At 36.6% G+C, this 25,944-nt stretch carries 27 protein-coding genes; 2 read left to right on the top strand and 25 right to left on the bottom strand.

Going from position 1 to position 25,944, the window contains the following annotated elements:
* Positions 1-12 precede the first annotated feature (12 nt).
* The 7 genes from tpiA to era form a co-directional block, all read right to left on the bottom strand.
* Positions 13-1,965 carry a triose-phosphate isomerase gene (gene tpiA, locus COB47_RS05795; protein ID WP_013290447.1) on the bottom strand — a complete coding sequence of 651 codons (1,953 nt, stop codon included), beginning with the start codon at positions 1,963-1,965 and terminating at the stop codon, positions 13-15.
* 109 nt (positions 1,966-2,074) lie between these two features.
* The gene (gene gap, locus COB47_RS05790; protein WP_013290446.1) at positions 2,075-3,088 is read right to left on the bottom strand and encodes a type I glyceraldehyde-3-phosphate dehydrogenase; all 1,014 of its coding nucleotides are present in this window, start codon (positions 3,086-3,088) and stop codon (positions 2,075-2,077) included.
* A gap of 81 nt (positions 3,089-3,169) precedes the next feature.
* Positions 3,170-4,192 carry a sugar-binding transcriptional regulator gene (locus COB47_RS05785; protein WP_041742444.1) on the bottom strand — a complete coding sequence of 341 codons (1,023 nt, stop codon included), beginning with the start codon at positions 4,190-4,192 and terminating at the stop codon, positions 3,170-3,172.
* Between the two features lie 170 nt (positions 4,193-4,362).
* Positions 4,363-7,014: a pyruvate, phosphate dikinase gene (gene ppdK / locus COB47_RS05780; RefSeq protein WP_013290444.1), complete on the bottom strand. Its 2,652-nt coding sequence runs from the start codon at positions 7,012-7,014 to the stop codon at positions 4,363-4,365.
* Between the two features lie 112 nt (positions 7,015-7,126).
* A complete protein-coding gene (locus COB47_RS05775) occupies positions 7,127-8,422 on the bottom strand; it encodes a glycine--tRNA ligase (protein ID WP_148217810.1) in 1,296 nt (431 codons plus the stop codon).
* A 61-nt stretch (positions 8,423-8,483) separates the two neighbouring features.
* On the bottom strand, positions 8,484-9,218 hold the full coding sequence (gene recO / locus COB47_RS05770) for a DNA repair protein RecO (protein WP_013290442.1): 735 nt from the start codon (positions 9,216-9,218) through the stop codon (positions 8,484-8,486).
* Positions 9,219-9,225: 7 nt separating this feature from the next.
* Positions 9,226-10,128: a GTPase Era gene (era, locus tag COB47_RS05765; protein WP_013290441.1), complete on the bottom strand. Its 903-nt coding sequence runs from the start codon at positions 10,126-10,128 to the stop codon at positions 9,226-9,228.
* A gap of 121 nt (positions 10,129-10,249) precedes the next feature.
* Here era and COB47_RS05760 point away from each other — a divergent pair, with 121 nt between their 5' ends.
* A complete protein-coding gene (locus tag COB47_RS05760) occupies positions 10,250-11,131 on the top strand; it encodes an RluA family pseudouridine synthase (protein ID WP_013290440.1) in 882 nt (293 codons plus the stop codon).
* On the opposite strand, the gene COB47_RS05755 is transcribed toward COB47_RS05760, so the two are convergent.
* The 8 genes from COB47_RS05755 to COB47_RS05720 are packed head-to-tail and all read right to left on the bottom strand — an operon-like array spanning position 11,073 to position 16,792.
* Positions 11,073-12,296, bottom strand: coding sequence for an aminotransferase class I/II-fold pyridoxal phosphate-dependent enzyme (locus COB47_RS05755; RefSeq protein WP_013290439.1), 1,224 nt, complete (start codon positions 12,294-12,296; stop codon positions 11,073-11,075). The two genes, COB47_RS05760 and COB47_RS05755, sit on opposite strands and share 59 nt — an antisense overlap.
* Positions 12,293-12,781, bottom strand: coding sequence for an Lrp/AsnC family transcriptional regulator (locus tag COB47_RS05750; RefSeq protein WP_013290438.1), 489 nt, complete (start codon positions 12,779-12,781; stop codon positions 12,293-12,295). Before COB47_RS05750 ends, COB47_RS05755 begins: the two co-directional genes overlap by 4 nt.
* A complete protein-coding gene (locus COB47_RS05745; protein WP_013290437.1) occupies positions 12,778-13,365 on the bottom strand; it encodes a hypothetical protein in 588 nt (195 codons plus the stop codon). Before COB47_RS05745 ends, COB47_RS05750 begins: the two co-directional genes overlap by 4 nt.
* Positions 13,362-13,598 (bottom strand): PRC-barrel domain-containing protein, encoded by a 237-nt coding sequence (locus tag COB47_RS05740; protein ID WP_013290436.1) that lies wholly within the window; start codon positions 13,596-13,598, stop codon positions 13,362-13,364. The genes COB47_RS05745 and COB47_RS05740 overlap by 4 nt, the downstream gene beginning before the upstream one ends.
* A 20-nt stretch (positions 13,599-13,618) precedes the next feature.
* Complete coding sequence (dut, locus tag COB47_RS05735; RefSeq protein ID WP_013290435.1) at positions 13,619-14,062, bottom strand: dUTP diphosphatase; 444 nt, start codon at positions 14,060-14,062, stop codon at positions 13,619-13,621.
* A 19-nt stretch (positions 14,063-14,081) separates the two neighbouring features.
* The gene (locus tag COB47_RS05730) at positions 14,082-15,350 is read right to left on the bottom strand and encodes a M16 family metallopeptidase (RefSeq protein ID WP_013290434.1); all 1,269 of its coding nucleotides are present in this window, start codon (positions 15,348-15,350) and stop codon (positions 14,082-14,084) included.
* Between the two features lie 15 nt (positions 15,351-15,365).
* Positions 15,366-15,941, bottom strand: a complete 576-nt coding sequence (locus COB47_RS12790; RefSeq protein WP_013290433.1) for a J domain-containing protein — start codon at positions 15,939-15,941, stop codon at positions 15,366-15,368.
* Positions 15,941-16,792 carry a DUF5685 family protein gene (locus tag COB47_RS05720; protein WP_013290432.1) on the bottom strand — a complete coding sequence of 284 codons (852 nt, stop codon included), beginning with the start codon at positions 16,790-16,792 and terminating at the stop codon, positions 15,941-15,943. Before COB47_RS05720 ends, COB47_RS12790 begins: the two co-directional genes overlap by 1 nt.
* A 150-nt stretch (positions 16,793-16,942) precedes the next feature.
* Here COB47_RS05720 and COB47_RS05715 point away from each other — a divergent pair, with 150 nt between their 5' ends.
* Positions 16,943-17,479: a hypothetical protein gene (locus COB47_RS05715; RefSeq protein ID WP_013290431.1), complete on the top strand. Its 537-nt coding sequence runs from the start codon at positions 16,943-16,945 to the stop codon at positions 17,477-17,479.
* A 29-nt stretch (positions 17,480-17,508) separates the two neighbouring features.
* Here COB47_RS05715 and atpC read toward each other — a convergent pair whose 3' ends face one another.
* The 10 genes from atpC to guaA all read right to left on the bottom strand — a co-directional run bounded on the left by atpC (position 17,509) and on the right by guaA (position 25,919).
* Positions 17,509-17,922 carry an ATP synthase F1 subunit epsilon gene (gene atpC, locus COB47_RS05710; protein ID WP_013290430.1) on the bottom strand — a complete coding sequence of 138 codons (414 nt, stop codon included), beginning with the start codon at positions 17,920-17,922 and terminating at the stop codon, positions 17,509-17,511.
* Positions 17,923-17,942: 20 nt separating this feature from the next.
* On the bottom strand, positions 17,943-19,346 hold the full coding sequence (atpD, locus tag COB47_RS05705; protein WP_013290429.1) for a F0F1 ATP synthase subunit beta: 1,404 nt from the start codon (positions 19,344-19,346) through the stop codon (positions 17,943-17,945).
* A 45-nt stretch (positions 19,347-19,391) separates the two neighbouring features.
* The gene (gene atpG, locus COB47_RS05700; RefSeq protein ID WP_013290428.1) at positions 19,392-20,270 is read right to left on the bottom strand and encodes an ATP synthase F1 subunit gamma; all 879 of its coding nucleotides are present in this window, start codon (positions 20,268-20,270) and stop codon (positions 19,392-19,394) included.
* A gap of 13 nt (positions 20,271-20,283) precedes the next feature.
* The gene (gene atpA / locus COB47_RS05695; protein ID WP_013290427.1) at positions 20,284-21,807 is read right to left on the bottom strand and encodes a F0F1 ATP synthase subunit alpha; all 1,524 of its coding nucleotides are present in this window, start codon (positions 21,805-21,807) and stop codon (positions 20,284-20,286) included.
* 15 nt (positions 21,808-21,822) lie between these two features.
* Positions 21,823-22,365, bottom strand: coding sequence for an ATP synthase F1 subunit delta (atpH, locus tag COB47_RS05690; protein WP_013290426.1), 543 nt, complete (start codon positions 22,363-22,365; stop codon positions 21,823-21,825).
* Between the two features lie 2 nt (positions 22,366-22,367).
* The gene (gene atpF / locus COB47_RS05685; RefSeq protein WP_013290425.1) at positions 22,368-22,859 is read right to left on the bottom strand and encodes a F0F1 ATP synthase subunit B; all 492 of its coding nucleotides are present in this window, start codon (positions 22,857-22,859) and stop codon (positions 22,368-22,370) included.
* Positions 22,860-22,993: 134 nt separating this feature from the next.
* A complete protein-coding gene (atpE, locus tag COB47_RS05680; protein ID WP_013290424.1) occupies positions 22,994-23,206 on the bottom strand; it encodes an ATP synthase F0 subunit C in 213 nt (70 codons plus the stop codon).
* Between the two features lie 26 nt (positions 23,207-23,232).
* On the bottom strand, positions 23,233-23,913 hold the full coding sequence (locus tag COB47_RS05675) for a F0F1 ATP synthase subunit A (RefSeq protein WP_013290423.1): 681 nt from the start codon (positions 23,911-23,913) through the stop codon (positions 23,233-23,235).
* Between the two features lie 3 nt (positions 23,914-23,916).
* Positions 23,917-24,297, bottom strand: coding sequence for a hypothetical protein (locus COB47_RS05670; RefSeq protein ID WP_013290422.1), 381 nt, complete (start codon positions 24,295-24,297; stop codon positions 23,917-23,919).
* 86 nt (positions 24,298-24,383) lie between these two features.
* The gene (gene guaA, locus COB47_RS05665; RefSeq protein ID WP_013290421.1) at positions 24,384-25,919 is read right to left on the bottom strand and encodes a glutamine-hydrolyzing GMP synthase; all 1,536 of its coding nucleotides are present in this window, start codon (positions 25,917-25,919) and stop codon (positions 24,384-24,386) included.
* Between the last annotated feature and the right edge of the window lie 25 nt (positions 25,920-25,944).

Raw genomic sequence — 25,944 nt, 5'->3', positions numbered from 1 at the left:
TACTTGCCATAATTAGTAGTGTAATATCTTTGCAAATTCCTGAGCATTAAGGCTTGCACCGCCAACTAATCCTCCATCAATCTCTGGCATATTGAAAATCTCTGCTGAATTTGCAGAGTTTACACTACCACCATACTGGATTCTAACCTTTTGCGCAGTATCTTCATCGTACATCTCTGCAATTACATTTCTGATAACCCCAATTACTCTATTTGCCTCTTCAGGTGTTGCATTCTTGCCTGTACCTATTGCCCAGATAGGCTCATATGCAATGACAACCTTTTCAACGTCTTCTTTAGAAACACCATTCAGTGCAATCTTTACTTGAAGTCTTACAAGTTCGTCAGTAATACCATATTCTCTTTGCTTTAAAGTCTCACCGACACATACAATAGGTTTTATACCAAATTTCAGCGCTGCCAGAACTTTTTTGTTCACAATTTCGTCTGTTTCACCAAAGTACTGCCTTCTTTCAGAGTGACCAATTACCACATACTCAACTCCAACTTCCTTTAACATTGGACCGGAGATCTCACCTGTATATGCACCTTTTTCTTCATAGAACATGTTTTGTGTTCCGAGTTTTATATTTGTTCCTTCTATTGCTTCTTTGACATAAGGAACAAGAATTGATGGAGCACAGATAACTACTTCTGCCTGCACATCATCAATATACTTCTTCAGCTCTTCAACAAACTCTTTTGCTTCTTGTGGAGTTTTGTTCATCTTCCAGTTTGCTGCGATTATCTTCTTCCTTGGATTTTTATCAAGAAGACATGCAATACCTGGTAAAACTTTACCTTCCAAGAACTCTAATGAAGCACCGCCACCTGTTGAGATATGTGTCATCTTATCAGCAAACCCAAGTTTTTCGACAGCAGCTGCAGAGTCGCCACCACCGATAATTGCAATTGCACCATTTTCTTCAACAGCCTCAGCAACAGCTCTTGCGATAGCTTCTGTTCCCTTTGCAAAGTTTGGAAATTCAAATACACCCATTGGTCCGTTCCAAACAATTGTCTTTGCCTTCTTTATCTCCTTGGAGAATAGCTCAATTGTAGTATTTCCTATGTCCATACCCATCATATCGTCTGGCATTGCATCTGATGGTACATACATAAACTCTGTATCATTTTTAAATTCTTTTGCTACTATGCTTCCAACAGGCAAAAGAAGGTTTACTCCTTTTTCCTCTGCCTTTTTCATTATCTCTCTTGCAACATCAAGCTTGTCATCTTCACATTTTGACTTCCCGATTTTATATCCTTTCGCTTTCAAGAAGGTATAAGCCATTGCACCGCCAATTAAGAGGCTATCAACCTTTTCAAGAAGATTTGTAATAACCCCAATCTTGTCAGAAACTTTTGCGCCACCCAAGATTGCAACAAAAGGTCTTTGCGGATTTGCAAGAGCATTGCCAAGCATTTCTATCTCTTTTTCCATTAAGAACCCAGCAACTGCTGGTAAGAACTCTGCAACACCTGCTGTTGATGCATGTGCTCTGTGAGCTGTACCAAATGCATCGTTTACATAAATGTCTGCAAGAGATGCTAACGCCTTTGCAAATTCTCTATCATTTTCCTCTTCCTCTTTGTGAAATCTGACATTTTCAAGAAGAACTACATCTCCTTCTTTCATCTGTTCAACACACTTTTTTGCATCATCGCCTATAACGTCTTTTGCAAGAACAACTTCCTTGCCGAGAAGCTCAGAAAGTCTTTTTGCAACAGGAGCCATCGAGTATTTCGGGTCAAATTTGCCCTTCGGTCTTCCCAAATGGGATACTAAAATTACCTTTGCGTTGTGGTCAATGAGATACTTTATTGTAGGAAGAGCCTCTCTTATTCTTCTATCGTCAGTGATATTGCCATTTTCATCTTGAGGAACATTAAAGTCAACCCTCACAAGAACCCTTTTACCGGCAACATCTATATCTCTTATGGTCTTCTTATTTAGCTTAGGCATTGTTCCAATCACCCCAAAATATATTTTTCAAATCAAGACTGGTCCGGAAGATATTCGCTTTTGTACTCTCTTTCCCGGACCAGTCTTTTCAGCTTATTTTAATTTAAAATTACAGTCCCTTATTTACAATATAGTTCAAAAGATCTGCTACTCTATTTGAATAACCCCACTCGTTGTCGTACCATGCAACAACCTTTACAAGTGTATCTTCGATAACCATTGTTGAGAGAGCATCAACTATTGAAGACCTTGGGTCGCCCTTGTAGTCAACAGAAACAAGTGGTTCTTCGCTGTATCCCAAGATTCCCTTTAATTCGCCTTCTGCAGCAGCTTTCAAAACGCTGTTTACTTCTTCTTTTGTTGTTGTTTTTTCAACCTCAAATACAACGTCTGTAACAGAAACAGTTGGTGTTGGAACTCTGAGCGCAAAACCATTTAATTTACCCTTAAGATGTGGAAGAACAAGGGCTACTGCTTTTGCCGCACCGGTTGTTGTTGGAATAATAGAAAGCGCTGCTGCTCTTGCTCTTCTTAAATCCTTGTGTGGGAGATCCAAAATCTGCTGGTCATTTGTATATGAATGAACTGTTGTCATAAGACCTCTTTTTACCTTGAAATGCTTGTCAATAACCTTTGTAACTGGTGCTAAACAGTTTGTTGTACAGGATGCATTTGAAATTACATGATGCTTAGCAGGGTCATACATCTCCTCGTTTACACCCATAACAATTGTAATGTCTTCATCTGTTGCCGGAGCTGTGATGATTACCTTCTTTGCACCTGCTTGAATGTGCTTTTCAGCATCCTGCTTCTTCGTAAATCTACCTGTAGACTCAATTACAACCTCAACACCCAAATCCTTCCATGGCAGGTTTGCAGGGTCTTTTTCAGCTAATACCTTTATCTCTTTACCATTGACAATTATTGATGTGTCTGTATAGTCCACTGTGCCATTGAAAACACCATAACAGGAGTCATACTTTAAAAGATGTGCCAATGTCTTTGGATCTGTCAAGTCGTTTACTGCAACAACCTCAAACTCATTTGGATATTTTGCCAAAATTGCTTTGAAAGCATTTCTACCAATTCTTCCAAAACCATTAATACCAATCTTAACAGCCATCTCTACCTACCATCCCTTCGTTATTTTTTTATTTTTACACTGCAAAAGCTATTTGCTCTTGCAGTGTTTTTGCCTTTATCTTTACTTTTCTAAACTCATAATCTTTTTAGCTATCCCTTCGTCAATAACAAATATGGTATTGTTTTTTATCTCTCCAAGCGATAAAATTGCCTCTGCTTTGTGTGAACCTCCTGCAACTCCTATCATATATTTAATGTTTTTTATTTTTTCGAGTTTTATACCTATTGTAGTGGTTGAATACACAATCCTACCAGCTTTGTCAAAATAATACCCAAATATTTCACCAATTGCTCCAACCTTTTTGAGTTTTTCTATCATATCCTGGCTCAATTTTCTTCTCTTTGCCATTTCAATTGCATTTCCTATTCCAAATACAAGCATATCTGCGTTGTTAATATCGTTTAGAACCTCTTGAACCTCTTCTTTTTTAATCAGAAGATTGTAAATCTCTTCATCCATTGTATCAGGTAGATGAAGAAGCTTATAACTACCATTTATCTTTTTTGCCAGACTTGCCGCAAGTGTATTTGCCTGTTTTTCAACTTCCTGACCTATCCCGCCTCTTGCTGGAACAACCAATATGTCTTTAAAAGAACATGTTGGAAAGCTATCCACAACCTCTTTTACAGTTTGCCCACCTGTTACAGCAATTATCTTTACATCTTCTATCAATGAAAAGATAACTTTACTTGCCAAAATTCCAATTTCTTTTAGTACATAAGGGTTTAAATCAGCGTCTCCCGGGACAACATATACATCCTTTGCTTTTAAAATCTCTTTTACCCTTGCCTTTACATCTTCTAATCCCTTTATATCATATACTATGTTAGAAAGTTTTTCAAGAATCTCTTTGCCTTCATTTGTTAAAAACGTTCCGTTTTCAGTTACATTTATGAGTCCTAAATTTCTCAATATGTCTATTTCATTTCTAACAATTCTTTCAGTGAGACCGAGCTTTTCTGCAAGAACTCTTCGACCAATTGGTTGATAATAACTAATATTTTTGAGAATCTCATATCTTCTTTCAATAATTTCAGCAATTTCAGGAGCAATTTTCTTTATAGATTCAAAATAACTTTCCATAACTCTCTCATTCTCCAGCGGGACAAATTTATCCATATATCATGATTTTTAGTCCCAAATAATATTATACCATTTTTCTATTTCCATTCAAGTGTATACATACAAAAAAAGCAGAAGGAGACATTTTTTTGCCTCCTTCTGCTCATCTTTTAATAAATCTTTTAATAATCTTATTTATCAATAAATGCCTTCATTTTCGATTTTACTTGAGCCTGAGCTGCAGCAAGTCTTGCGATTGGTACTCTGAACGGTGAACATGATACATAGTCAAGTCCTGCGTTGTGGCAGAACTCTATGCTGGATGGATCACCGCCATGCTCACCACAAATACCAAGTTTAATATCAGGTCTTGTTGCTCTTCCAAGTTCTGCAGCCATCTTAATGAGTTTGCCAACACCTTTTTCGTCAAGTCTTGCAAATGGATCTGTTTCGAATATTTTCTTTTCAAAGTAGTCATTTAAGAACTTACCAATATCGTCTCTTGAAAAACCAAATGTCATCTGAGTCAAGTCATTTGTACCAAATGAGAAGAACTCAGCTTCTTTTGCAATCTCGTCAGCTGTAAGTGCAGCACGAGGTACTTCTATCATTGTACCAACTTTATATTCAATCTTAACACCTTTTTCTTCCATAACTTTTTCAGCTGTCTTTACAATGATGTCTTTAATATATTTGAGCTCTTTTAACTCACCAACAAGAGGAACCATTATCTCAGGAACAACATCAATACCTTCATTCTTTACATTGATTGCTGCCTCGATAATAGCCCTTGTCTGCATCTCAGCAATCTCAGGATATGTTACAGCCAAACGGCAACCTCTGTGTCCAAGCATGGGGTTAAGTTCGTGCAAGCTCTGAACAATTGCCTTAAGTTCTTCAAAAGTTATACCCATTTGTGCTGCAAGTTCTCTTATAGCATCATCTTCTTTTGGCAAGAATTCATGGAGTGGTGGGTCTAAAAGTCTTATTGTAACAGGGTAACCTTTCATTTCTCTGAACAGTGCCTCAAAGTCTCCTCTTTGCATTGGTAGGAGCTTCTCAAGAGCTTTTCTTCTCTGCTCTTCTGTTCTTGCAACAATCATCTCTCTCATTGCAGGAATTCTATCTTCTTCAAAGAACATATGCTCTGTTCTGCAAAGACCAATACCCTCTGCACCAAACTTCCTTGCCTGTGCAGCGTCTCTTGGAGTATCTGCGTTTGCTCTCACCTTTAATCTTCTTATCTCGTCAGCCCATTGCATAAATGTTGCAAAATAACCTGTGAGCTCTGGCTCTTTTGTTGGAAGCTCACCAGCGTATACGTATCCTGTTGAACCGTCAAGTGAAATCCAATCCCCTTCACGATAAACTTTTCCATCGGGTGTTGTGAAATATTTCTCTTCTTCGTTTATGTTAATGTCGCCACATCCTGCAACACAGCATTTACCCATACCTCTTGCAACAACTGCAGCATGTGAGGTCATACCGCCTCTTGATGTCAAAATACCCTGAGCTGCTACCATACCTTCAATGTCCTCTGGAGATGTCTCTGTTCTAACAAGAATAACCTTCTTTTCTCCTCTTTCAACAGCAGCTTTTGCTTCTTCAGCTGTGAAATAAATCTTACCTGTTGCAGCACCAGGTGATGCAGGAAGACCTTTTGCAATTGGTTTTGCAGCTTTGAGCGCATCCGGTTCAAATGTCGGGTGAAGTAGTGTATCAAGCTGTTTGGGGTCAACTTTTAACATTGCCTCTTCTTTCGTAATAAGACCTTCCTCTACCATATCAACTGCAATCTTGAGCGCTGCTTGTGCAGTTCTCTTACCATTTCTTGTCTGAAGCATATAGAGTTTGCCTCTTTCAATTGTGAACTCCATATCTTGCATATCTTTATAATATGTTTCAAGCTTCTTTGCAATGTCAGCAAGCTGCTGGTAAACTTCTGGCATTGTCTCTTTTAAAGCAGAAATTGGCTGTGGTGTTCTGATACCTGCAACAACATCTTCACCCTGTGCGTTCATCAAGAACTCGCCATACAGCTCTTTTTCACCTGTTGCAGGATTTCTTGTAAACGCAACACCTGTACCAGAGTCGTTGCCCATGTTACCATATGCCATCATCTGAACGTTTACAGCTGTTCCCCAATCATGCGGAATCTCGTTAAGTCTTCTGTATACAATAGCTCTTGGGTTGTTCCAAGACCTGAAAACAGCTTTTACTGCTTCTAAGAGTTGAACTTTGGGGTCTTGTGGAAAATCTTCACCTTTTTCGGCTTTGTAAAGCTCTTTGTACTTTACAACAACCTCTTTTAAATGCTCAGCTGTCAAATCTGTATCATATTTTGCACCATACTTTTCTTTGACTTCATCAAGTATCTTTTCAAACTTATTCTTTTCAATGCCCATAACAACGTCAGAGAACATCTGAATGAATCTTCTATATGAGTCGTATGCAAACCTCTCATTATTTGTAAGTTCTGCTAAGCCTTTAACAACTTCATCATTGATACCAAGGTTGAGGATTGTATCCATCATACCTGGCATTGAAACTCTTGCACCGCTTCGAACAGAAACAAGAAGTGGATTAGTTGGATCACCAAATTTCTTTCCTGTGATCTTCTCAAGTTCGGCAAGTTTTTCAAAGATCTCTTCTACAATCTCATCTGCTATCTTTTCGCCTTCTTCATAGTATCTTGTACAAGCCTCTGTTGTGACAGTAAATCCAGGAGGAACAGGAAGTCCAAGATTTGTCATCTCAGCAAGATTCGCGCCTTTTCCGCCAAGAAGCTCTCTCATGTCTTTGTTGCCTTCATAGAACATGTAGACGTATTTCTTTTTGCTCAATTAAAATCCCTCCTATGTGAAATTTATTAGGGAAAATATATAAAGAGGAAACTTGGCATGTTACAACATAAAATATTATAGCATATTTTTGCAGTTTGAGAATATATTTTGTTTAAAACTTTACCTCGATTCTTTCTTCAAGGTATGGAATTATCTCTTTTATATGCACCCTTACTTGCTCCATGGTGTCTCTATCTCTTATCGTAACAGTTTCATCTTCTAAAGTCTGATAATCTACCGTGATCCCGAACGGTGTTCCAATCTCATCTTGGCGTCTATATCTTTTACCTATACTACCACTCTCATCATATTGAACAATCCACTTGTATTTAAGCTCATTGTAAATTTCCCTTGCTTTTTTTACAAGCTCTTCTTTTTTTAAAAGTGGGAAGACAGCAGCTTTTACAGGCGCAATCGCAGGATGAAGGTGAAGTACCACTCTGAAGTCATCTTTATCAATCTGCTGGTATTCATATGCATCAATCAAAAATGCAAGTAAAGACCTGTCTACGCCCGCAGATGGCTCAATTACATATGGAATATACCTTTGTTTTGTCTCATCGTCAAAATATGATAAGTTTTCACCACTGTATTTTTGATGTTGCGTTAAGTCAAAATCGGTCCTGTTAGCAATACCTTCAAGTTCAGACCATCCCATTGGGAATAAATATTCAATATCCACACACGCCTTTGCATAGTGTGCAAGTTCATTCTTACCATGTTCTCGAATTCTCAAGTTTTCTTTTCTTATTCCCAGTTTGTAATACCAGTTTATTCTCTGGTCAATCCAATGTCTGTGCCAGTAATCATCTGTTCCTGGTTTTACAAAATACTCGATTTCCATTTGTTCAAACTCTCTTGTCCTGAAGATAAAGTTACCAGGCGTGATTTCATTTCTGAACGACTTACCAATCTGAGCAATCCCAAAAGGAAGTTTTTTTCTCATGGTCTGCTGTACGTTTACAAAGTTTACAAAAATACCTTGTGCTGTTTCAGGTCTCAAGTATACTACTGCCGACTCGTCCTCCACAGGGCCCATAAATGTTTTGAACATAAGGTTGAACATCCTTGCCTCAGTAAGTTCACCGCCGCACTCAGGGCATTTGTACTCTTGTAACTGATCTGTTCTCCATCTTTTTTTGCACACCTTGCAGTCAGCCATAGGGTCGGCAAAATTACTCAAGTGCCCACTTGCTTCCCATACCTTTGGGTTCATCAAGATGCTCGAGTCAAGCCCCACAACATCGTCTCTGAGCTGGACGTTTGCTTTCCACCACAGTCTTTTTATGTTATTTTTCATCTCTACACCAAGAGGACCATAGTCCCAGCAGCTATTGAGTCCACCATATATCTCGCTTGATTGGAATATAAATCCACGACGTTTGCAAAGGGCAACTATTTCATCCATTGTTACCATATTGCTCTTACCACCTTCAAACTTATTATTTTTATCACAAGTCGAATTTATTTTATTGTATAAACTTAAAAAAATCAAGAATTTTGATGTCTGTTTGCAGCAGCACTTTAATATATGGTAGCGTTATGGTCTTTATTTTGTCATTCAAAGACCTGTCAAATGAAATCTTGTTGAGCTTTTTCAAATTGGTTGCTGCAATAACCAAAATACTCTTTACAACTTCAATTTCAATTTCTATATCGTTCTCTTCTTTGCACTTTTCGCAAGTAAGACCACTGTTTTTGAAAGAAAAGAACGCTCTTGTAATGTCTTTTCTCTGACACTTTACACACTGGGTAAACTGAGGGAAAAAGCCTGTATATACTAAAATTTTTATTTCAAATATCCTACTGACTACCTCAGGATCTTTGCCTTTTTTCAGAAGATAAAGGGAGTTTAAAAGAAGTCTTAAAACATCTTCGTTTTTCTGTTCAAATTCCAAGAAACTGTCAACAAGTTCAATAAGATATCCAGAATAAATTGCAAGATTTACATCTTGAGACAGTTCAAAAAATGATTCAATTACAGATGCTGATGAAATTGAGAATATATCTTTTGTCTTTCTTATAACAAATTCACAGTACATAAGCGGCTGGGACACAGCAGAAAGTACACTCAATAATCTTTTACAATTTTTTGACAAAACTTGAATTTTGCCAAAATCGCTCGTGAACACAGTCAAAATCTTGCTCGACTCTTCAAAATTTATCTCTTTTAACACAATTCCTTTAGTTTTAATTAATTTCATCTATTCCTCAGACCTCTTTAAGGTTATAACCGAGCATTTTCATGGCAGAGATGTCATCTCTCCAGTTTTTCTTAACTTTTACCCAAAGCTGAAGATTTACTTTCATTCCAAATATCATCTCAAGCTCTTCCCGTGCTTGCATTCCAATTTTCTTAAGCATTTGTCCCCCTTTACCAATAATTATTGCTTTGTGCGAATCTTTTTCACAGTAGATGATTGCCTCTATATCCAGTATATCTTTGTTTTCTCTCTCTGCAAACCTCTCAATTGCAATTCCAACGCCGTGCGGTACTTCTTCAGAAAGATTAAGCAAAATCTTTTCTCTTATTATCTCTGCTACAATAAAACTTTCCCTCACATCAGTTGTCATATCGTCAAGATAATACTTCGGCCCTTCTGGAAGCAACTCCTTTATTCTGCTAAGAAGTAGATCGCAATTGTAACCGTTAATTGCCGCTATATCAACTATAAATTCAAAATTCAGCTTTGTGGAGAAAATACTTTTCAACATCTCTACGTTCTCTTTTGAAGCAAGGTCAGATTTGTTCAAAACCAGAATCTTTGGAGTCTCCACATCCTTTAATTTTTCTATTATTGCTTCATCCCATGGTCCAATTCCATTGTCGATTGCTTCTACAATATACAAAATTAAATCTACTTCTTTTAAAGTCTTCTCAGATACCTTTACCATATACTCGCCAAGCTTATTCTTTGGAGGATGAACACCTGGTGTGTCGATGAATATAATCTGAGCATCTTCTAACGTTAGAATACCTTTTATACTATTTCTGGTTGTTTGCGGTTTAGGAGAAATAATAGAGATTTTTTTACCAACGAGGTAGTTCAGAAGAGTAGATTTACCAACGTTAGGACGACCAATTAACGCAACAAATCCAGATTTAAATGCCATAGAGCATATCACCTCTATTGTTTTGTGATATAATTGTTTTAAAAATGATAGCGAGCGATACCCTCAATAAATTATCATATCATATGTTAAAAAATTTTAACAGGAAGGATGAAAAAACACTATGAAGCTAATATATGTGGTCAAAAAAGAAGATTTGAACATGACATATAAACAGATATTGCAAAAAAAGCTCTTTTTTTCTTCAACACTGACGAGCAGGTTAAAGGCACATGGTCAAATAAGATTTATTCCTCCAATCTATTCTACCAACCAATATCCAGAAGAAAACGCCATAATTGAAGTTAATTTGATATCTTCCAAATCAAACATAGTTCCTGTTGAAGGTAGCATAGACATATTGTATGAGGACAACTTCTTTTTATTTGTAAACAAACCTTCCGGTCTTCCTTCACATCCATCTAAAGGACATTATTCTGATACCATCGCAAACTATGTTGAATATTATTTAAATTCTAAGAACCTCACTTCACACATAATAAACAGGTTAGATAAAGAGACTTCAGGGATAGTTGTATTTGCTAAAAACTCTTACTTTCACAGCATCGTCTCACGTGAGTTTGAAAAAAGGCAAGTCGAAAAGACATACATTGCAATTGTTCACGGAAGACTTACAAAAAAAAGCGGGCTTATTGAAAAACCCATCAAACGTTCGCAGGATGGAATTAAAAGAGAAATTCATCAAGATGGCAGTTTTGCTTCCACCTACTATGAAGTTATTGACTGTTTTGAAAACTTCACACTGTTAAAGTTAAAACCGATAACAGGCAGAACACATCAGCTAAGAGTTCACTTATCATCAATTGGTCATCCGATTGTAGGGGACTATATTTACGGCGAACAAAAAACACAAAATACTCCCTTGCTTCTTCACGCTTATTCGATAAGATTTAATTTCAAGCTAATTGATAATAAAATATATAATATTACTTCTCCACTACCACATTATTTTTATGAGTTTGCTGGAAGACACCTTGAGTTTTGAGGTTTAAAACAAACTTTTCTATCCTGTCCAAAGCATGTTTTATTGTTTCAATTGAATAGGCATACGAACATCTTATAAATCCTTCTCCCGAGCTCCCAAATGCAGTACCTGGCACAACCGCCACTTTCTGTTCGTGCAAAAGCCTCTCTGCAAACTCCTCTGAGGAAAGGCCGGTGGACTTTATGGATGGAAAAACATAAAATGCTCCTTTTGGCTCAAAACATTCAAGCCCCATCTTATTAAATCTGCTTACCATATAGCGTCTTCTTCTATTGTATTCATCTCTCATCTTTTCAACTTCTAAAAGCCCATTTCTTAGCGCTTCAATAGCCGCATACTGTGAAAAAGTAGGAGCACTCATTATGATGTACTGATGCACCTTTGCCATTGCTTTGATAAAAACCTCATTTGCAGCAACAAATCCGAGTCTCCAACCCGTCATAGCAAACGCTTTTGAAAAACCATTTATAACAATTGTCCTTTCTTTCATCTCAGAGAAGTTGGCAATTGAAATATGACTTCCTTCATATGTAAGCTCAGCATATATTTCGTCGGAAATTACTATGATTTCTTTGTCTTTCAATATATCAACAATCTCTTTTAAATCATCTTTTGTCATAATAGCACCTGTCGGATTGTTGGGATAAGATAAAATAATAGCCTTAGTTCTGGAAGATATTTTGGGTAAAATATCCTCTGCTCTAAGTTTAAAGTCGTTTTCTGGTTTTGTTTCAATCTCAACCGGTACACCACCTGCAAAAATAACACATGGTTTGTATGAAACAAAACAAGGTTCAGGAATCAAGACCTCATCACCAGGGTCTATGATACTTCTTAGTGCAATATCAATTGCTTCGCTTGCACCAACAGTGACTAAAATCTGATCCCTATAATTTGGATAGTCAAGGTCGAATCTATCTTTCAAATACCTGCTAATCTCTTTTCTCAGCTCCAAAAGTCCGAAGTTTGATGTATAGTGGGTGTGCCCTTCTTCAATAGAATATATTCCCATTTCGCGAATGTTCCATGGAGTGACAAAGTCAGGTTCACCAACTCCAAGCGAAAGAGCATCTTTCATCTCAGATACAATATCAAAAAATTTCCTAATGCCCGATGGTGGAACACTTTGAACACTTTTTGAAATAAACTTTTCTAAATTACTCACGGTGTTATAACCTCCCTGTCGTCCTTTTCACCATCTTCAAGTATTACTCCTGCATCTTTATATTTTTTCATTATAAAATGGGTTGCTGTCGAAAGGACGTATTCAAGTGGTGCAAGTTTAGAACCAACAAACTGAGCAATATCTTTCATACTCTTGCCTTCTACAACAACATGCAGGTCATAATCTCCTGAAAGCAAATACACAGCTTTTACTTCAGGAAACTTGTAAATTCTTTTTGCAATTGCATCATAGCCAAACCCTCTCTGGGGAGTTACTTTTACCTCAACAATTGCTTCAACCACTTCCTTTTCTGTTCGTTCCCAGTTCACAATTGTGTGATATTTTACAATAACCTTATCTTGTTCAAGCTTTTTAATGGTTTTTTCGATATTTTCTTTGTTTTCACCCAGCATTATTGCAATCTCTTCGGCAGAGAGTTTGGGATTTTGTTCTAAAATCTCTAAAACCTTCACTTCGATGTTCATTCTTCTTCCTCCTTTGCAAGATGTTTTAAAAATTCAATCAAAAAGCCTTTTTCTCTCATGCTTTCAATGACCTCATGATTTATAACAATTCCTGCAGGTAGCACCAGAACATCATCTACATAAAAGTCTCTCTGAAGTTTTTGAGCAGGTAAGCTTTCTTGATCGTTCAAAAACTTTTCTATCTCCTCAACCAAAACACTCAACTTTTTCAAGATTTCCTCTTTGTACTTCTCAAGGTACCGAATATGCTGGATGATATTTTCCTTGATTTTTTCAAGCTCTTCTAAAGTTTTTGAATACTCTACTCGAACCTCCTGTGCTTTTTTTGAGTAATATTCTTCCCATTCACTGCTGAAAAACTCATCAATAAAAAATTTGTAGCATTCAATATCCTTGATATGTAACTTAGACAAATTTCTTTTGAGCTTTTCTATCTCTTTTGCAAGTTTCTCGTTTTCTAAAGTCAAAAGGTCTCTCTCTCTATCAAGCTTAGAGATTAAATTTTCAAAACTCTGTGTAAGATTTTCAATATAACTTCTCACTTGAGACTTAGAAAAACCAAAAAAAGAGGTTGGAAGAATCATTCATGTTCCCCCTCTTTTATATTTGCAATTATTACATCTTCACCTATAACAACAATATCATCCCATGAAATCACTTCCGTCTCCCTCCTAAACCCCCGTTTCTTTTTAAGTTCAATGCTCAGTATATTCCCCTCATCGTCAATTACCAACTCCAACGACTCAGAACTTCCTACAATTCTGCCTGAATGCTGAGATACAACAGGTTTTGAATTTTTTATTTCGCTCAAAAGCATACTTTTACCCTCCTACTTTTCTACACACCACTTGAGCCAAATCCTCTGTCTGCCCTGGACGTTGTTGATAGCTCTTCTGTTTCTTCAATCTTTTCTATCCTTTCAAACTTTGATATTACCATCTGGGCTATCCTATCTCCTCTCTTTACTACAAAAGGCTCCTTGCCAAGGTTAATCAATATTACTCCTATCTCCCCCCTATAATCACTATCTATTGTTCCAGGAGAATTTAAAACAGTAATGCCATGTTTCAAAGCAAGGCCACTGCGAGGTCGTACCTGTGCTTCATATCCCTCCGGAAGTTCAATGTAAAGACCTGTTCGGATGAGCTTTATCTCACCAGGGTTTATAATCTCTTCTTTTTCAACACACGCAAACAGGTCCATTCCTGCCGCCCCGCTTGAAATATATGTTGGAAGCGGCAGATCCTTTGCATCGACAGCTCTTTTTACTCTCAAGACCATAAATGCTTTCTCCTTTCTATTATGCCAGTACTCTTTGATCAAAGATTTTCAAATCCATCTCTTTTTTATTCCCAACAACAGCAACCGAAAATTCTTTTGACAAAACCTCTCTTGCTGTGTCAATCACGTTTGCATATTTAATTGAATCTATTATCTTTGTAATGTGCTCTATCTCCATAATTTTGTTTAAAAGCAGCATATTTTTTCCTATGTTGGACATTCGACTACTTGTGTTTTCAAGCCCAAATATGATACTTCCCTTTATCTGTTGTTTTGCAACCTCTACTTCATCAGGTAAGATTTCACCTTTTAAAAAGAGATTTAACTGGTTCATGATTTCTTTGTACACCGCTGCAATATTTTTGGGATTTGTTCCTGCGTATATGATAAGAACTCCCGCATCTTTAAATGTGCTCACAAACGAGCTTATGCTATATACAAGTCCTAACTCTTCCCTTATTCGCTGGAAAAGTCGTGAACTCATTCCCCCGCCAAGAATACTAGATAAAACTAAAAGCTCATAAACTTTTTCATCTTCCTGTCCAAAACCTTCAAAAGTTACTGCTAAATGAGCCTGATCACTCTTTTTGTTTTTGATGACAGCACCTCTATTAAAAACTGGCTTTGATATGCAATAACTCATATCTGTTTTGTTTGAACACTTCCAATCCCCAAAGTAAATCTCCACAAATTCTATAAGCTTTTCTTCTGCAAAGTTTCCAGCAACGGATATTACAATATTTTGAGGTATATATCTTTCTTTTATATAACTTTCAATTTTGGTCTTATCTATTTTCTTAACAGTAGATTCTTTTCCGATTATAGGATACGAAAGAGCTTGGCTTTTCCATATCAAATCATTCAGTGATTGATACAACATCTCTTCCGGATCATCTTTTGTCATATTTATCTCTTCAATGATGACTGTCTTCTCTTTTTCTATCTCTTCTGCTGCAATGACAGGATTTAAAATTAAGTCCGACAATATATCAAAACCTTTTTGTAAAAACTCATCTAAAACTCTTACATAAAAACAGGTGTACTCCTTTGCTGTAAAGGCGTTTATTTGTCCACCAATTGATTCAATTTCATATACAATCTCTTTAGAACTTCTGTTTTTAGTTCCTTTGAACAATATATGCTCGATAAAATGGGAAATTCCATTTATCATTTTTGTCTCATACCTTGAACCAGCCAAGACCCAAATACCTATACTTACAGTTTTCACTGTATCAATTTTCTCATATACAAGCCTTATACCATTTGAAAGTGAATAAAGTTTTATCACAAAAAGGAAACCTCCTTAACAGCCTATATCGTTATCACAACAACATTCCCAACACGCAATTATTTGACATATGGTGCAAATATCGCAGTCATCATGTCTTCTATATCCCCTATTGTATGCTGACCATTCATAATTTCTTGAAGCCATTTCAAACTGTTCTTTTGCACGCCTGTACTCATAGTTTCCAGGATCACGATTATAGGCTTCAATAAAGTATCTGTATGCTTGATTTATCCATCCTCTTTTTTGATATATTATTCCCATCAAATAGAACCATTCTGCGTCATTTCGAGGGTTTTGATTCAAGAGACTCTCTGCTTGAGCTATATTACCCTGCATAATCAAGTCTCTCACCTTTTGGTAGAGAGAGGTTTGATCATATGTAGAGTATTCATAGTTTGAATATTGATCGTTCATAAGGATATTATATGCTTCATTTATCTCTTTTAACTTTTCTTCTGCAAGTTCTCTTAAAGGATTATCCTTAAACTTATCTGGATGGTACTTTTTTACAAGTTCAAGATAAGCTTTTTTTATTTCTTCCTTTGAAGCACCTTTTCTCACACCTAAAACCTCATATGGGTCTCTCATTACTTTTTCAACTCCTTAAAGAAGTTTGTTGTAAAATGCTTTAAGACCTGCTGTGTTTTTGAATACATACCAATCTGAACAATGTTGTTCAGTATTGAATTATTATACCCTCTAATATAGTCACTTAATATAGCAAGATAATTTTCCAAACTAACCTTCAAAATACTGAGTTCATATTCAAACTGTCTTTTATCATGCCTACACTTTTCAAAGTGGTGTTTCAGACAATTATATCTCTTTTTCTTCACATCATCAATATAGTCGTCAATAGCATCGATAATGTATACCCACACACCTGTATAATAGCCAATTTGTCTCAAAAGTTCTTCATCATTGTAAGCAAATATTTCGGCCAAAATATTGCCAAAATTGTGCGCAAGTTCATCTATATTTTCACAACCACTTTTCTCAAGCGATATCTGCTTGTTAAATAGTTCTTTTATCTTCTCAAACGGTTCTCGATGTGATTTTGTTATTTTCCTTATATATAATTTCAAAATACTATAAGGTGCATAACTAAATATATTCTTTTCATCAAGAATGTTATCATAAAGCTTAAAAAAACTCAAAAGAACCATTTGGTTGCTCACATATTCCAAGATTTCATTAGTTTTCAAAAAGAACCTTTCCTTAATTGGGTGAACAATACACCTTGTTTTTCCTAACTCATCTTTGACTTTAAAATGCTCTTTTAGCACCAGATACAAAAAAACAAAATCATAGTTAAGAAATACCCGTGGAAGGTTTCCTATCTTTTTTGTCTGAAGACATATACCACAGTAAACTGCCTTGTAATATTCATAGTCTCGCACTTTTAGCTCTGGCTTATAAGGAACCACATATCCGAACACTAAAGTCTCTTTCTCCTTTTTCTCTTTTACTTCTTATGTTTTTATAGTAGCAAAAATGATTGATAATGTTAAGCAAATTTTAGTTGATTTTTTCTCGAAGAGTAATTAATATTATTGTGATAGCATATCACATTTTAGGGGGAAAGAAAAATGGGTTATAAATACTGTCCAAGATGCGAATTGAATAGAATCCCGGAAGATCAAGATTTGTGCCCTGTGTGCAAAAAGGACTTAGAACAGCTAAAAAAGGTTACAGAAGCAAACATGAAACTGTGCCCATACTGCCATGAAGAGTATATTCCGGAAGATCAAGATATGTGTGAGTCTTGCTTTGAAGAAAGACTGCTGACAGGAGTTGTTGACGACTCTGAAATTGAAGAAGAAGTAGTCAAGGAAGAAACCGACTCAGAGATATTTGAAAATGATTTTGTAGATATAGAACCAGATATTATAACTCAGTTGCCTGACGAAGAACTTGACCTTGTTGACACACCATTAGATTTAGAAGAATTAGAAGTGGACGAAGAAATACTATTGGATGATGAAGAAATAAAAGAAGAATCAGAAGACTATAAAGAAAAAACTGAGATTGAGGATGAAAATATCCCATTAGAAGAAGAGTCCAGTAGCAGGACCAAAAAAGAAGCAAAATCTGAAAAGAAAAAAGGAAAGAAAAAAAATAAATGAGGCAGTGCAGCCTCGGTTGCACTGCCTTTTTATACATCTTTTCTATTTTCCTCGGCAAGTTTTAGCCTGTTTAGCGCTCTGTACAGCGCCGCTTTGTATCTTTCAAACTCATCAGGAGGAAGCTTTTGCTCGAGTCTCTTTTCTGCCCTTTCTTTTGCCAAAAGTGCTCTTTGTCTATCTATCTCCTCTGGCCATTCTACAGCATCACTCAATATTGTCACCTTATTATTTTTCACTTCAAGCAAACCACCTGCAATGGCTGCTTCTTTCCACTTTCCATCCTTCTTTATCCTCAACTTCCCAATACCAATGGGTACAATAATAGGCTGATGGTTTGCCATAATACCTATCTCACCATCTATTGTTCGCACAACTATCATTTCGACCTTGTCTTTAAAAAACACCCTTTCAGGCTGGAGAACCTCCAATTCAAATTCAGCCATCTTTAAATTCACCTCAAGATTTATTTACCTTTCATATCTTTTTCGTAGTTTTCATATACCTCATCTATTGTTCCTACCATGTAAAAATACTGTTCAGGAATATGGTCCATCTTCCCCTCAATTATTTCCTTGAAACCTCTTATAGTATCTTTTAACTTCACATACCTTCCAGGTCTTCCTGTGAAAGCTTCAGCAACAAAGAATGGCTGGGACAAAAATCTCTGAATCTTTCTTGCTCTGTAGACGATCAGTTTATCTTCCTCCGAAAGTTCATCCATACCCAAAATAGCGATAATGTCTTGAAGTTCTTTATATCTTTGAAGTATCTGTTGTACAGTTCTTGCAACATAGTAGTGTTCCTCTCCCACAATTCGTGGATCAAGTATACGCGACGTTGAGTCAAGAGGATCAACAGCAGGATATATTCCAAGCTCAGCAATCTGTCTTGACAAAACTGTTGTCGCATCCAAATGTGCAAAGGTTGTAGCCGGTGCTGGGTCTGTAAGGTCATCGGCAGGAACATATATAGCCTGAACAGAGGTGATTGACCCCTTTTTTGTGGATGTAATTCTTTCCTGCAATGCACCTACCTCGTTTGCAAGTGTTGGTTGATATCCAACTGCTGAGGGAATTCTTCCTAAAAGCGCTGACACTTCAGATCCTGCTTGGATGAACCTGAAAATATTGTCAATGAACAAAAGAACGTCTTGTCCTTCTACATCTCTGAAATATTCAGCCATGGTAAGCCCGGTCAGAGCTACTCTCATTCTTGCCCCAGGCGGCTCGTTCATCTGACCAAACACCAATACAGTCTTTTCTATAACACCAGACTCATTCATCTCAAGCCAAAGGTCGTTACCTTCTCTTGTCCTTTCACCCACACCTGTGAAAATTGAAAAACCACCGTGCTCTGTTGCTATATTTCTTATAAGCTCCATTATAAGGACAGTCTTACCAACGCCCGCACCGCCAAAAAGTCCTATCTTACCACCTTTTGCGTACGGAGCTAAAAGATCAATGACTTTTATACCTGTCTCAAAAATTTCCACTGCAGGTACCTGTTCTTCAAACGAGGGTGCACTTCTGTGAATGGGCCAGTAATCTGAAGCTACTACCTCACCTTTATTGTCAATAGGCTCTCCCAATACATTAAATATCCTACCTAACGTTCCCCTTCCCACAGGGACTTTTATAGGCCCACCAGTGTCTATTGCCTTTACACCCCTTCTAAGTCCGTCGGTAGATCCCAAAGCCACACATCGAACAGTGTCATTCCCAAGATGCTGAGCAACTTCAGCAACAAGTTTTTTACCATCAAAGTGAATTTCAATAGCATTGTTTATGGCTGGTAAATTTTCACTCTCAAATCGTATATCAATAACAGGTCCTATAATCTGGACGACATACCCTACACTCTGTTCCATTCTTGCCTACACTCCCTCAAACTAAAATCAAGATTGTTAAAAATATTATTTCAAAGCTGCGGCACCACTTATAATCTCTGAAATTTCCTGGGTTATCACAGCCTGGCGTTCTCTGTTAAGTTTTAAAATAAGTTTTTGTATCATCTCATCAGCACTTTTTGTGGCATTGTCCATTGCTGTCATTCTTGCAGCAAGTTCACTCACATATGAATCCATCATAGCACCAAAGATAATTCCTTTGATGTATTCATAAATAACGATGTCAAGTACAGAAACTGGGTCTGGCTCGTAGATTATCATCTCATCGCTTTTACTCTCTTCTATACCAAATTCAGTCTTGTCAAGAGGCAAAAGTTTTTTGATAGTAACTTCTTGTTTTATGGTTGAAACAAGTTTTGTGTAAATGATGTAAACTTCATGAACTTCACCGGTATAATATTTTCTCACAATCTTTTGCGAAATGAGTCTTGCAAGTTTTATAGAAACAGACTGTGTCTGGTAATTAAAACCTTCATCAACCTGATACCCATGGCGAACCAAAAAGTTTCGTCCCACCGTACCAATAGGGAAAAACGTCACATCCGCTTCTTTTGCGAAATTTCCATATAAGCTGGTTGTACTTCTCAGAACATTAGCATTGTATCCTCCACATAAACCCTTGTCACCACTTATCAATATAACACCTATCTTCTTTTTACCTTCCTTATATGACCCATCAAAAAGAATATGTGGTGTTTTCACTCCATGCAAAATCAAATCTTTCATAAACTCATTTACCTTTTCAAAATAAGGTCTTGTACTATCAAGCCTATCTCGAAGCCTTTTCACCTTTGATGCAGAGATAAGATACATTGCTCTTGTGATCTTTTTTGTTTCATTGACACTTCTGATCCTTGATTTTATCCATCTTGTTTTGTTCGCCATTTTGTAATCTCACCTACTTGTTACTCTTAAATCTCTCTTTGAACTCTACTATGACCTTCTTCAAAAGCTCTTCTGTTTCAGGTGTCAAATCTTTTGTCTCTTTTATAGAATCAAATATTTGCGGATAGTTTGCAGATATATACTGTACAAGCTTCTCATTAAATTCCCTTACCTTCGAAACTTCTATATCCATCAAATAACCATTTACAGCACTGTACAAAATCACAACCTGATGCCATACTGGCAGTGGTCTGTACTGTGGCTGTTTTAACGTCTCCACAATTCTTTGTCCCTGAGCAAGTCTTTCTCGCGTTGATTTATCGAGTTCTGAACCAAACTGAGCAAAAGCTTCAAGCTCACGGTACTGAGCAAGATCAAGTCTGAGCCTTCCCGCAACCTTTTTCATTGCCTTTATTTGAGCATTACCACCGACTCTTGAGACAGAAATACCGGCATTTATCGCAGGTCTTATGCCAGCATAAAACAACTCACTTTCAAGGTATATCTGTCCATCTGTAATAGAAATAACATTTGTCGGAATATATGCTGAAACGTCACCTGCTTGAGTTTCTATTATTGGCAGCGCAGTAAGTGAACCTCCACCACGCTGAGCATTCAGTTTTGCTGCTCTTTCCAAAAGTCTTGAATGCAGGTAAAATACATCGCCAGGGTAAGCTTCTCTTCCAGGTGGACGTCTGAGTAAAAGAGACATTGCCCTGTATGCAACAGCGTGTTTAGAAAGGTCATCGTATATAATGAGTGCATCTTTGCCTGATTCCATAAACTCTTCACCCATTGCGCAACCTGCGTATGGAGCTAAGAATTGAAGAGGAGCTGAGTCACTTGCTGTTGCACTCACAACAATGGTATAATCCATCGCACCGTATTCTTTTAAAGTATGGACTATCTGAGCAACTGTAGAGGCCTTTTGCCCAATTGCCACATAGATGCAATAAACACCTTGATCTTTCTGGTTTATAATCGTATCTATTGCAATTGCAGTTTTACCAGTTTGCCTATCACCAATTATAAGCTCTCTCTGTCCTCTTCCTATAGGAATCATAGCGTCAATTGCCATTATACCTGTCTGAAGAGGAGTTTTAACAGGTTCTCTTTCAATTACACCAGGAGCTATCCTTTCCACTGGTCTGAACTTCTTCGCATTTATGGGACCAAGACCATCTATGGGTTGGCCTAAAGCGTTTACAACTCTTCCCAAAAGTTCTTCTCCTACAGGCACTTCGACAACTCTACCTGTCCTCTTTACGATGGTTCCTTCTTTTATATCCTTGTCATTCCCCAGTATAACACATCCAACATTGTCTTCCTCTAAGTTGAGAGCCATTCCAAAAACTCCATTAGGAAATTCTAAAAGCTCTCCAGCCATGCAGTTGTCAAGACCATGTATTCTCGCAATACCGTCACCTGCCATTATGACAATACCAACATCGCTTGTTTCAATCTTTTTTTCATAGTTTTTTATTTGATCCTTTATTATTGAAGCAATTTCATCTGGTCTAATTGTTACATCAACCATCTTCCATTCTCACCCCTACAAAATAGCTATCTTTACAAGCTCTTTTCTTATTGAATCAAGAGCACCTTTTATTGAAGCATCAACTTCAATGTTATTAAATAAAAGTTTTATCCCGCCAATTATGTTCCTGTCAATCTTTACAATAAACCTCGGATTTTTGACTCCATATCTTTTCCCAAGCCATTTAGAAATCTTGTTCAACACATCGCTCCCAATTTCATGCGCAACAATAACCTCAACATCAACATTCCCCACAATTTTATCGTACATCTGCTTGTAATAAAGAGGTATATAGGGAAGAATTATTTCTCTGCGTTTATCAATAAGGAGATAAAGGAGGTTCAAAATGTAACTGTCAATGTCATCATCAAAAAATGCTTTGATTTTTTGTTTCTTTTCTGAACGCTTCATTTCTAAATCAAACCAAATATTATTAAATTCATTATTACTTTTGATAATCTCAAATAATTTGAACAAATGATTATAAAATTTTTCCAGATTACCTTCCTCTTGACCAAGCTTTATAAGAGCCTCTGCATATCTTTTTGCTGGCAACATCTTCAAGCAACCCCTGCCTCATCAAATATGTTCTCAACCATCTTTCTATTTTCTTCTGTATTCAGGTTTTTCTCAATTACCCTGGACGCAGCAAGAAGAGCAATTGATACAAACTGATTTTTAAGTTCGTTTATTTGTTTCTTCTTTTCAATCTCAAATTGTCTGAGCGCATCTTCAATAATTCTGTTAGCTTCAAGTTTTGCATTTTCAATAATTTCTGTTGCTTGTCTTTGTGCTTCCAAAGTTGCCTTCTCAACAATCTCGTTTGCTTTGGCATGTGCCTGGGCAAGTATATTCTCATATTCTTCCTTTAGTTTTATTGCCTCTTCTTTTGACTTTGCTGCAAAATCAAGCTGTTCTTGAATCATCTGAGATCTCTTTTCCATAAACTGCGTAACTCTTTGGAAGAAAAACTTTTTGTATATTAGATAAAGTATCAAAAAGTTTATAATTGCCCAAAAGAATATATTCTCAAAGATCTCAAGGCTAAACATCTTATTCTATCATCTCCTTTTTAGACCCTATTTATAGAGAGTAATCAACATAATATTTAAGTAAAATTCAGTGAATGAAAGTAAAATTCAGTGAATGAAAAGAGATGACGCTCCCCAAAAAATATGGAGAGCGCTTAAATTTTAGAAATTAACATGAATGCAATAACCAAACTATAGATAGCAACTGCTTCTGCCAAAGCAGCACCAATTAGAAATAATGGGAAAATACGTCCAAATGCTTCTGGTTGTCTTCCAATAGATTCAGAAGCTTTTCCTGTAGCAATACCAATACCTATACCTACACCCAAACCTGCCAGCATTGCTATACCAGCTGCTAATGCTGTCATCTTAAAGCACCTCCAAAATTAAAAATTTATTCTTCCAAGGCTTCATAAAGATAAATTAGAGAGAGAAATGTAAAGATTACTGCCTGAAGAACTCCATCAAATATATCAAAATATAAACTTGCTGCTGCTGGAATACCAATAGGAGGTATGTGAGATTTTATGAGGCCATGATAAATGAGCTCCATAATGGTAGTCCCAGCAAGAATATTACCGAATAATCGGGCAGATAATGAAAGCGTCCTTGTAAAATAATCCAGAAACTTAAACGGGAAAATAATAATGATGGGTTTAAAATGACTTAAAAACCATCTCACCGGATTTTTAAGTATTATTGTTGAAACAATTAATATCAGAATAGACATTACACCAAAACTTGCAGTAACATTCAAGTTACTTGTTGGTGGCTGAAAACCAAAAAGTCCCAACAGATTCAGGCTTAGCAAGAACAAAAACAGAGTCCCAAGATATGGTGAAAAAATTCGCCAATAATGGCCCAAAAAGTTTTTGGTTATTTTATTCATAGAATCAACAATAAATTCAGCAATCATCTGTTTTTTCGTGGGCACAAGTTTCATATTAGATGTTAAATAAAAAGCAAGACCAATCAAGAATGCCATAACAGCCCACATTTCAACAACTGCAACTCTCACAGGTATGCCTTTTCCAATAGGAATGGTAAATAAAACCTTCAATACGCTTTCGCCCATCTTTCACTTCACTTCCCTTGAAAGCTTTTTAGAGTAAACATAGGCAATACCAAACGAGATTATCAAGGCTATAGGATAGCTTATTAGAAGAATCACAATATATAAAGCTCTTTGTCTGATGCAGGCGGATATAAAAGAAGACAAAATGATCAAGAGAACGACAATCAAATAGTGAATTATAAAGTAGAAAATGCTAAATTGTTTTGTAAGAGCTTTTTCCACTACTTTACTTAAGGTATAAACTGTAGAAACAATCAGTATACTCAATACCGCTGAAATTAACAAAACCTCTGCTTTTTTAGAATATATAAATAAGCATATGCACAGGCACAGGTAAATAAACGAAACTAACTTTAAACTCAAGTTTACCACATAAGGCTTCATTTCTCTTCTATACTCTCCAAAGAGAAAACTTATAAATATGTTACACCCTTCTGTGAGAAATTTCAAGCCCATCAAAAAAATTTTTTCTATTCCCATTCAATTGTAGCAGGAGGTTTTGAAGTGATATCATACACAACCCTGTTGACCTTTTTCACACTGTTTACAATCTCATTTGAAACCCTTTCTAAAACTTCATAAGGAATTTTAGCCCAGTCGGCTGTCATCCCATCAATACTTGTGACAGCTCTTAGAGCAACTGTGTAATCATAAGTTCTCTCATCACCCATTACACCAACACTTCTCATATTGGTTAATATCGCAAAGTACTGCCATATTTCATTGTCAAGACCACTTTGCTCAATCTCCCTTCTAAAAATCCAGTCAACCTCGCGCAGTATCTCCAATTTTTCCTCTGTAACTTCTCCAATTATCCTTATTGCAAGACCAGGGCCGGGGAAAGGTTGTCTTTTGACAATCTTTTCAGGTATTCCTAATTCTATTCCTACCCTTCTTACCTCATCTTTAAACAATTCCCTGAGCGGCTCAATTATTTTCTCGAACTTTATTTTCTCTGGAAGGCCACCGACATTGTGATGACTTTTTATAGTTGCAGCCTTGCCAACCCCGCTCTCAACAACATCAGGATAAATAGTCCCTTGAACCAAAAACTTTATATCACCAAGTTTTTCTGCTTCTTCTTCAAAAACCCTTATAAATTCCCTTCCAATAATTTTTCGCTTTTCCTCAGGATCAATAACACCTCTCAAAGCACTTAAAAATCTGTCCTTTGCATCAACTTTAATTACATTCATATCAAACTTATCCCTAAAAACACTCATAACCTCTTCAGCTTCGCCTTTTCTTAAAAGACCATGGTCAACAAATATGCAATAAAGATTTTTCCCTATAGCTTTGTGAACAAGTACTGCTGCAACAGAAGAGTCCACACCACCTGAAAGAGCACATACTACTTTTTGGTTGCCTACAATACTTTTTATCTCATTAACCTTTTCCTCAATAAATGATGAAGTTTTCCAATCACCGCTGCATTGACAAATGTTAAATAAAAAGTTTTTTATTATTTCCCGTCCATATTCGGTATGGACAACCTCAGGATGAAATTGAACTCCATAAATCTTCTTAGTATCATCTCCAAACGCTGCAATTGCACAATTTTCAGTAGAAGCTAAAACCTTAAACCCCTCTGGAAGCTTTTCTACAAAATCTGTATGACTCATCCAACACACAGAATGTTCAGGTATTCCGCTGAAAAGAGGAGAAGAAATATCATACTTTATTTGTGTTTTTCCATACTCTCTAAATAATGCTCTTGATACTTTTCCTCCCAAAACATAAGCAATTAGCTGATTCCCATAACATATTCCAAGTATCGGAATACCTTTTTCAAATAGTTCTTTGTCAATCATAGGAGCGTTTGGCTCGTATACACTTGACGGTCCACCTGTAAATATAATTCCTTTTGGATTTTTACTAACTATCTTTTCAAGAGGTGTATCGTATGGCCAAATTTCACAGTACACTCCGCATTCTCTTACTCTTCTTGCAATAAGCTGGTTATACTGACCACCAAAGTCCAGAACTATTACAATCTCATGTTGCAAACCATCTCATCCTTTCTTAAATAGA

This window comes from Caldicellulosiruptor obsidiansis OB47, from assembly GCF_000145215.1.
Taxonomy (GTDB): Bacteria; Bacillota; Thermoanaerobacteria; order Caldicellulosiruptorales; family Caldicellulosiruptoraceae; genus Caldicellulosiruptor; species Caldicellulosiruptor obsidiansis.
Note: the sequence above shows the minus strand (reverse complement) of the source record. Positions and strands in the feature narration are given on the sequence as shown.

Excerpts from the sequence above, each read along its gene's own strand:
- COB47_RS12790 (WP_013290433.1), bottom strand. The coding sequence starts at position 15,941 with ATGAGAGACCCATATGAGGTTTTAGGTGTGAGAAAAGGTGCTTCAAAG.
- atpC (WP_013290430.1), bottom strand. The coding sequence starts at position 17,922 with ATGGCTGAATTTGAATTGGAGGTTCTCCAGCCTGAAAGGGTGTTTTTT.
- COB47_RS05670 (WP_013290422.1), bottom strand. The coding sequence starts at position 24,297 with ATGAAGCCTTATGTGGTAAACTTGAGTTTAAAGTTAGTTTCGTTTATT.
- era (WP_013290441.1), bottom strand. The coding sequence starts at position 10,128 with ATGGCATTTAAATCTGGATTTGTTGCGTTAATTGGTCGTCCTAACGTT.
- COB47_RS05745 (WP_013290437.1), bottom strand. The coding sequence starts at position 13,365 with ATGATTCTTCCAACCTCTTTTTTTGGTTTTTCTAAGTCTCAAGTGAGA.
- COB47_RS05740 (WP_013290436.1), bottom strand. The coding sequence starts at position 13,598 with ATGCTTTTGAGCGAAATAAAAAATTCAAAACCTGTTGTATCTCAGCAT.
- COB47_RS05715 (WP_013290431.1), top strand. The coding sequence starts at position 16,943 with ATGGGTTATAAATACTGTCCAAGATGCGAATTGAATAGAATCCCGGAA.
- atpE (WP_013290424.1), bottom strand. The coding sequence starts at position 23,206 with ATGACAGCATTAGCAGCTGGTATAGCAATGCTGGCAGGTTTGGGTGTA.
- recO (WP_013290442.1), bottom strand. The coding sequence starts at position 9,218 with ATGAAATTAATTAAAACTAAAGGAATTGTGTTAAAAGAGATAAATTTT.
- COB47_RS05750 (WP_013290438.1), bottom strand. The coding sequence starts at position 12,781 with ATGAACATCGAAGTGAAGGTTTTAGAGATTTTAGAACAAAATCCCAAA.
- COB47_RS05785 (WP_041742444.1), bottom strand. The coding sequence starts at position 4,192 with ATGGAAAGTTATTTTGAATCTATAAAGAAAATTGCTCCTGAAATTGCT.
- dut (WP_013290435.1), bottom strand. The coding sequence starts at position 14,062 with ATGGTCTTGAGAGTAAAAAGAGCTGTCGATGCAAAGGATCTGCCGCTT.
- COB47_RS05775 (WP_148217810.1), bottom strand. The coding sequence starts at position 8,422 with ATGGATGAAATAGTTGCCCTTTGCAAACGTCGTGGATTTATATTCCAA.
- tpiA (WP_013290447.1), bottom strand. The coding sequence starts at position 1,965 with ATGCCTAAGCTAAATAAGAAGACCATAAGAGATATAGATGTTGCCGGT.
- atpA (WP_013290427.1), bottom strand. The coding sequence starts at position 21,807 with ATGGTTGATGTAACAATTAGACCAGATGAAATTGCTTCAATAATAAAG.
- atpH (WP_013290426.1), bottom strand. The coding sequence starts at position 22,365 with ATGTTGCCAGCAAAAAGATATGCAGAGGCTCTTATAAAGCTTGGTCAA.
- gap (WP_013290446.1), bottom strand. The coding sequence starts at position 3,088 with ATGGCTGTTAAGATTGGTATTAATGGTTTTGGAAGAATTGGTAGAAAT.
- COB47_RS05760 (WP_013290440.1), top strand. The coding sequence starts at position 10,250 with ATGAAGCTAATATATGTGGTCAAAAAAGAAGATTTGAACATGACATAT.
- atpG (WP_013290428.1), bottom strand. The coding sequence starts at position 20,270 with ATGGCGAACAAAACAAGATGGATAAAATCAAGGATCAGAAGTGTCAAT.
- atpF (WP_013290425.1), bottom strand. The coding sequence starts at position 22,859 with ATGTTTAGCCTTGAGATCTTTGAGAATATATTCTTTTGGGCAATTATA.
- COB47_RS05675 (WP_013290423.1), bottom strand. The coding sequence starts at position 23,913 with ATGGGCGAAAGCGTATTGAAGGTTTTATTTACCATTCCTATTGGAAAA.
- atpD (WP_013290429.1), bottom strand. The coding sequence starts at position 19,346 with ATGGAACAGAGTGTAGGGTATGTCGTCCAGATTATAGGACCTGTTATT.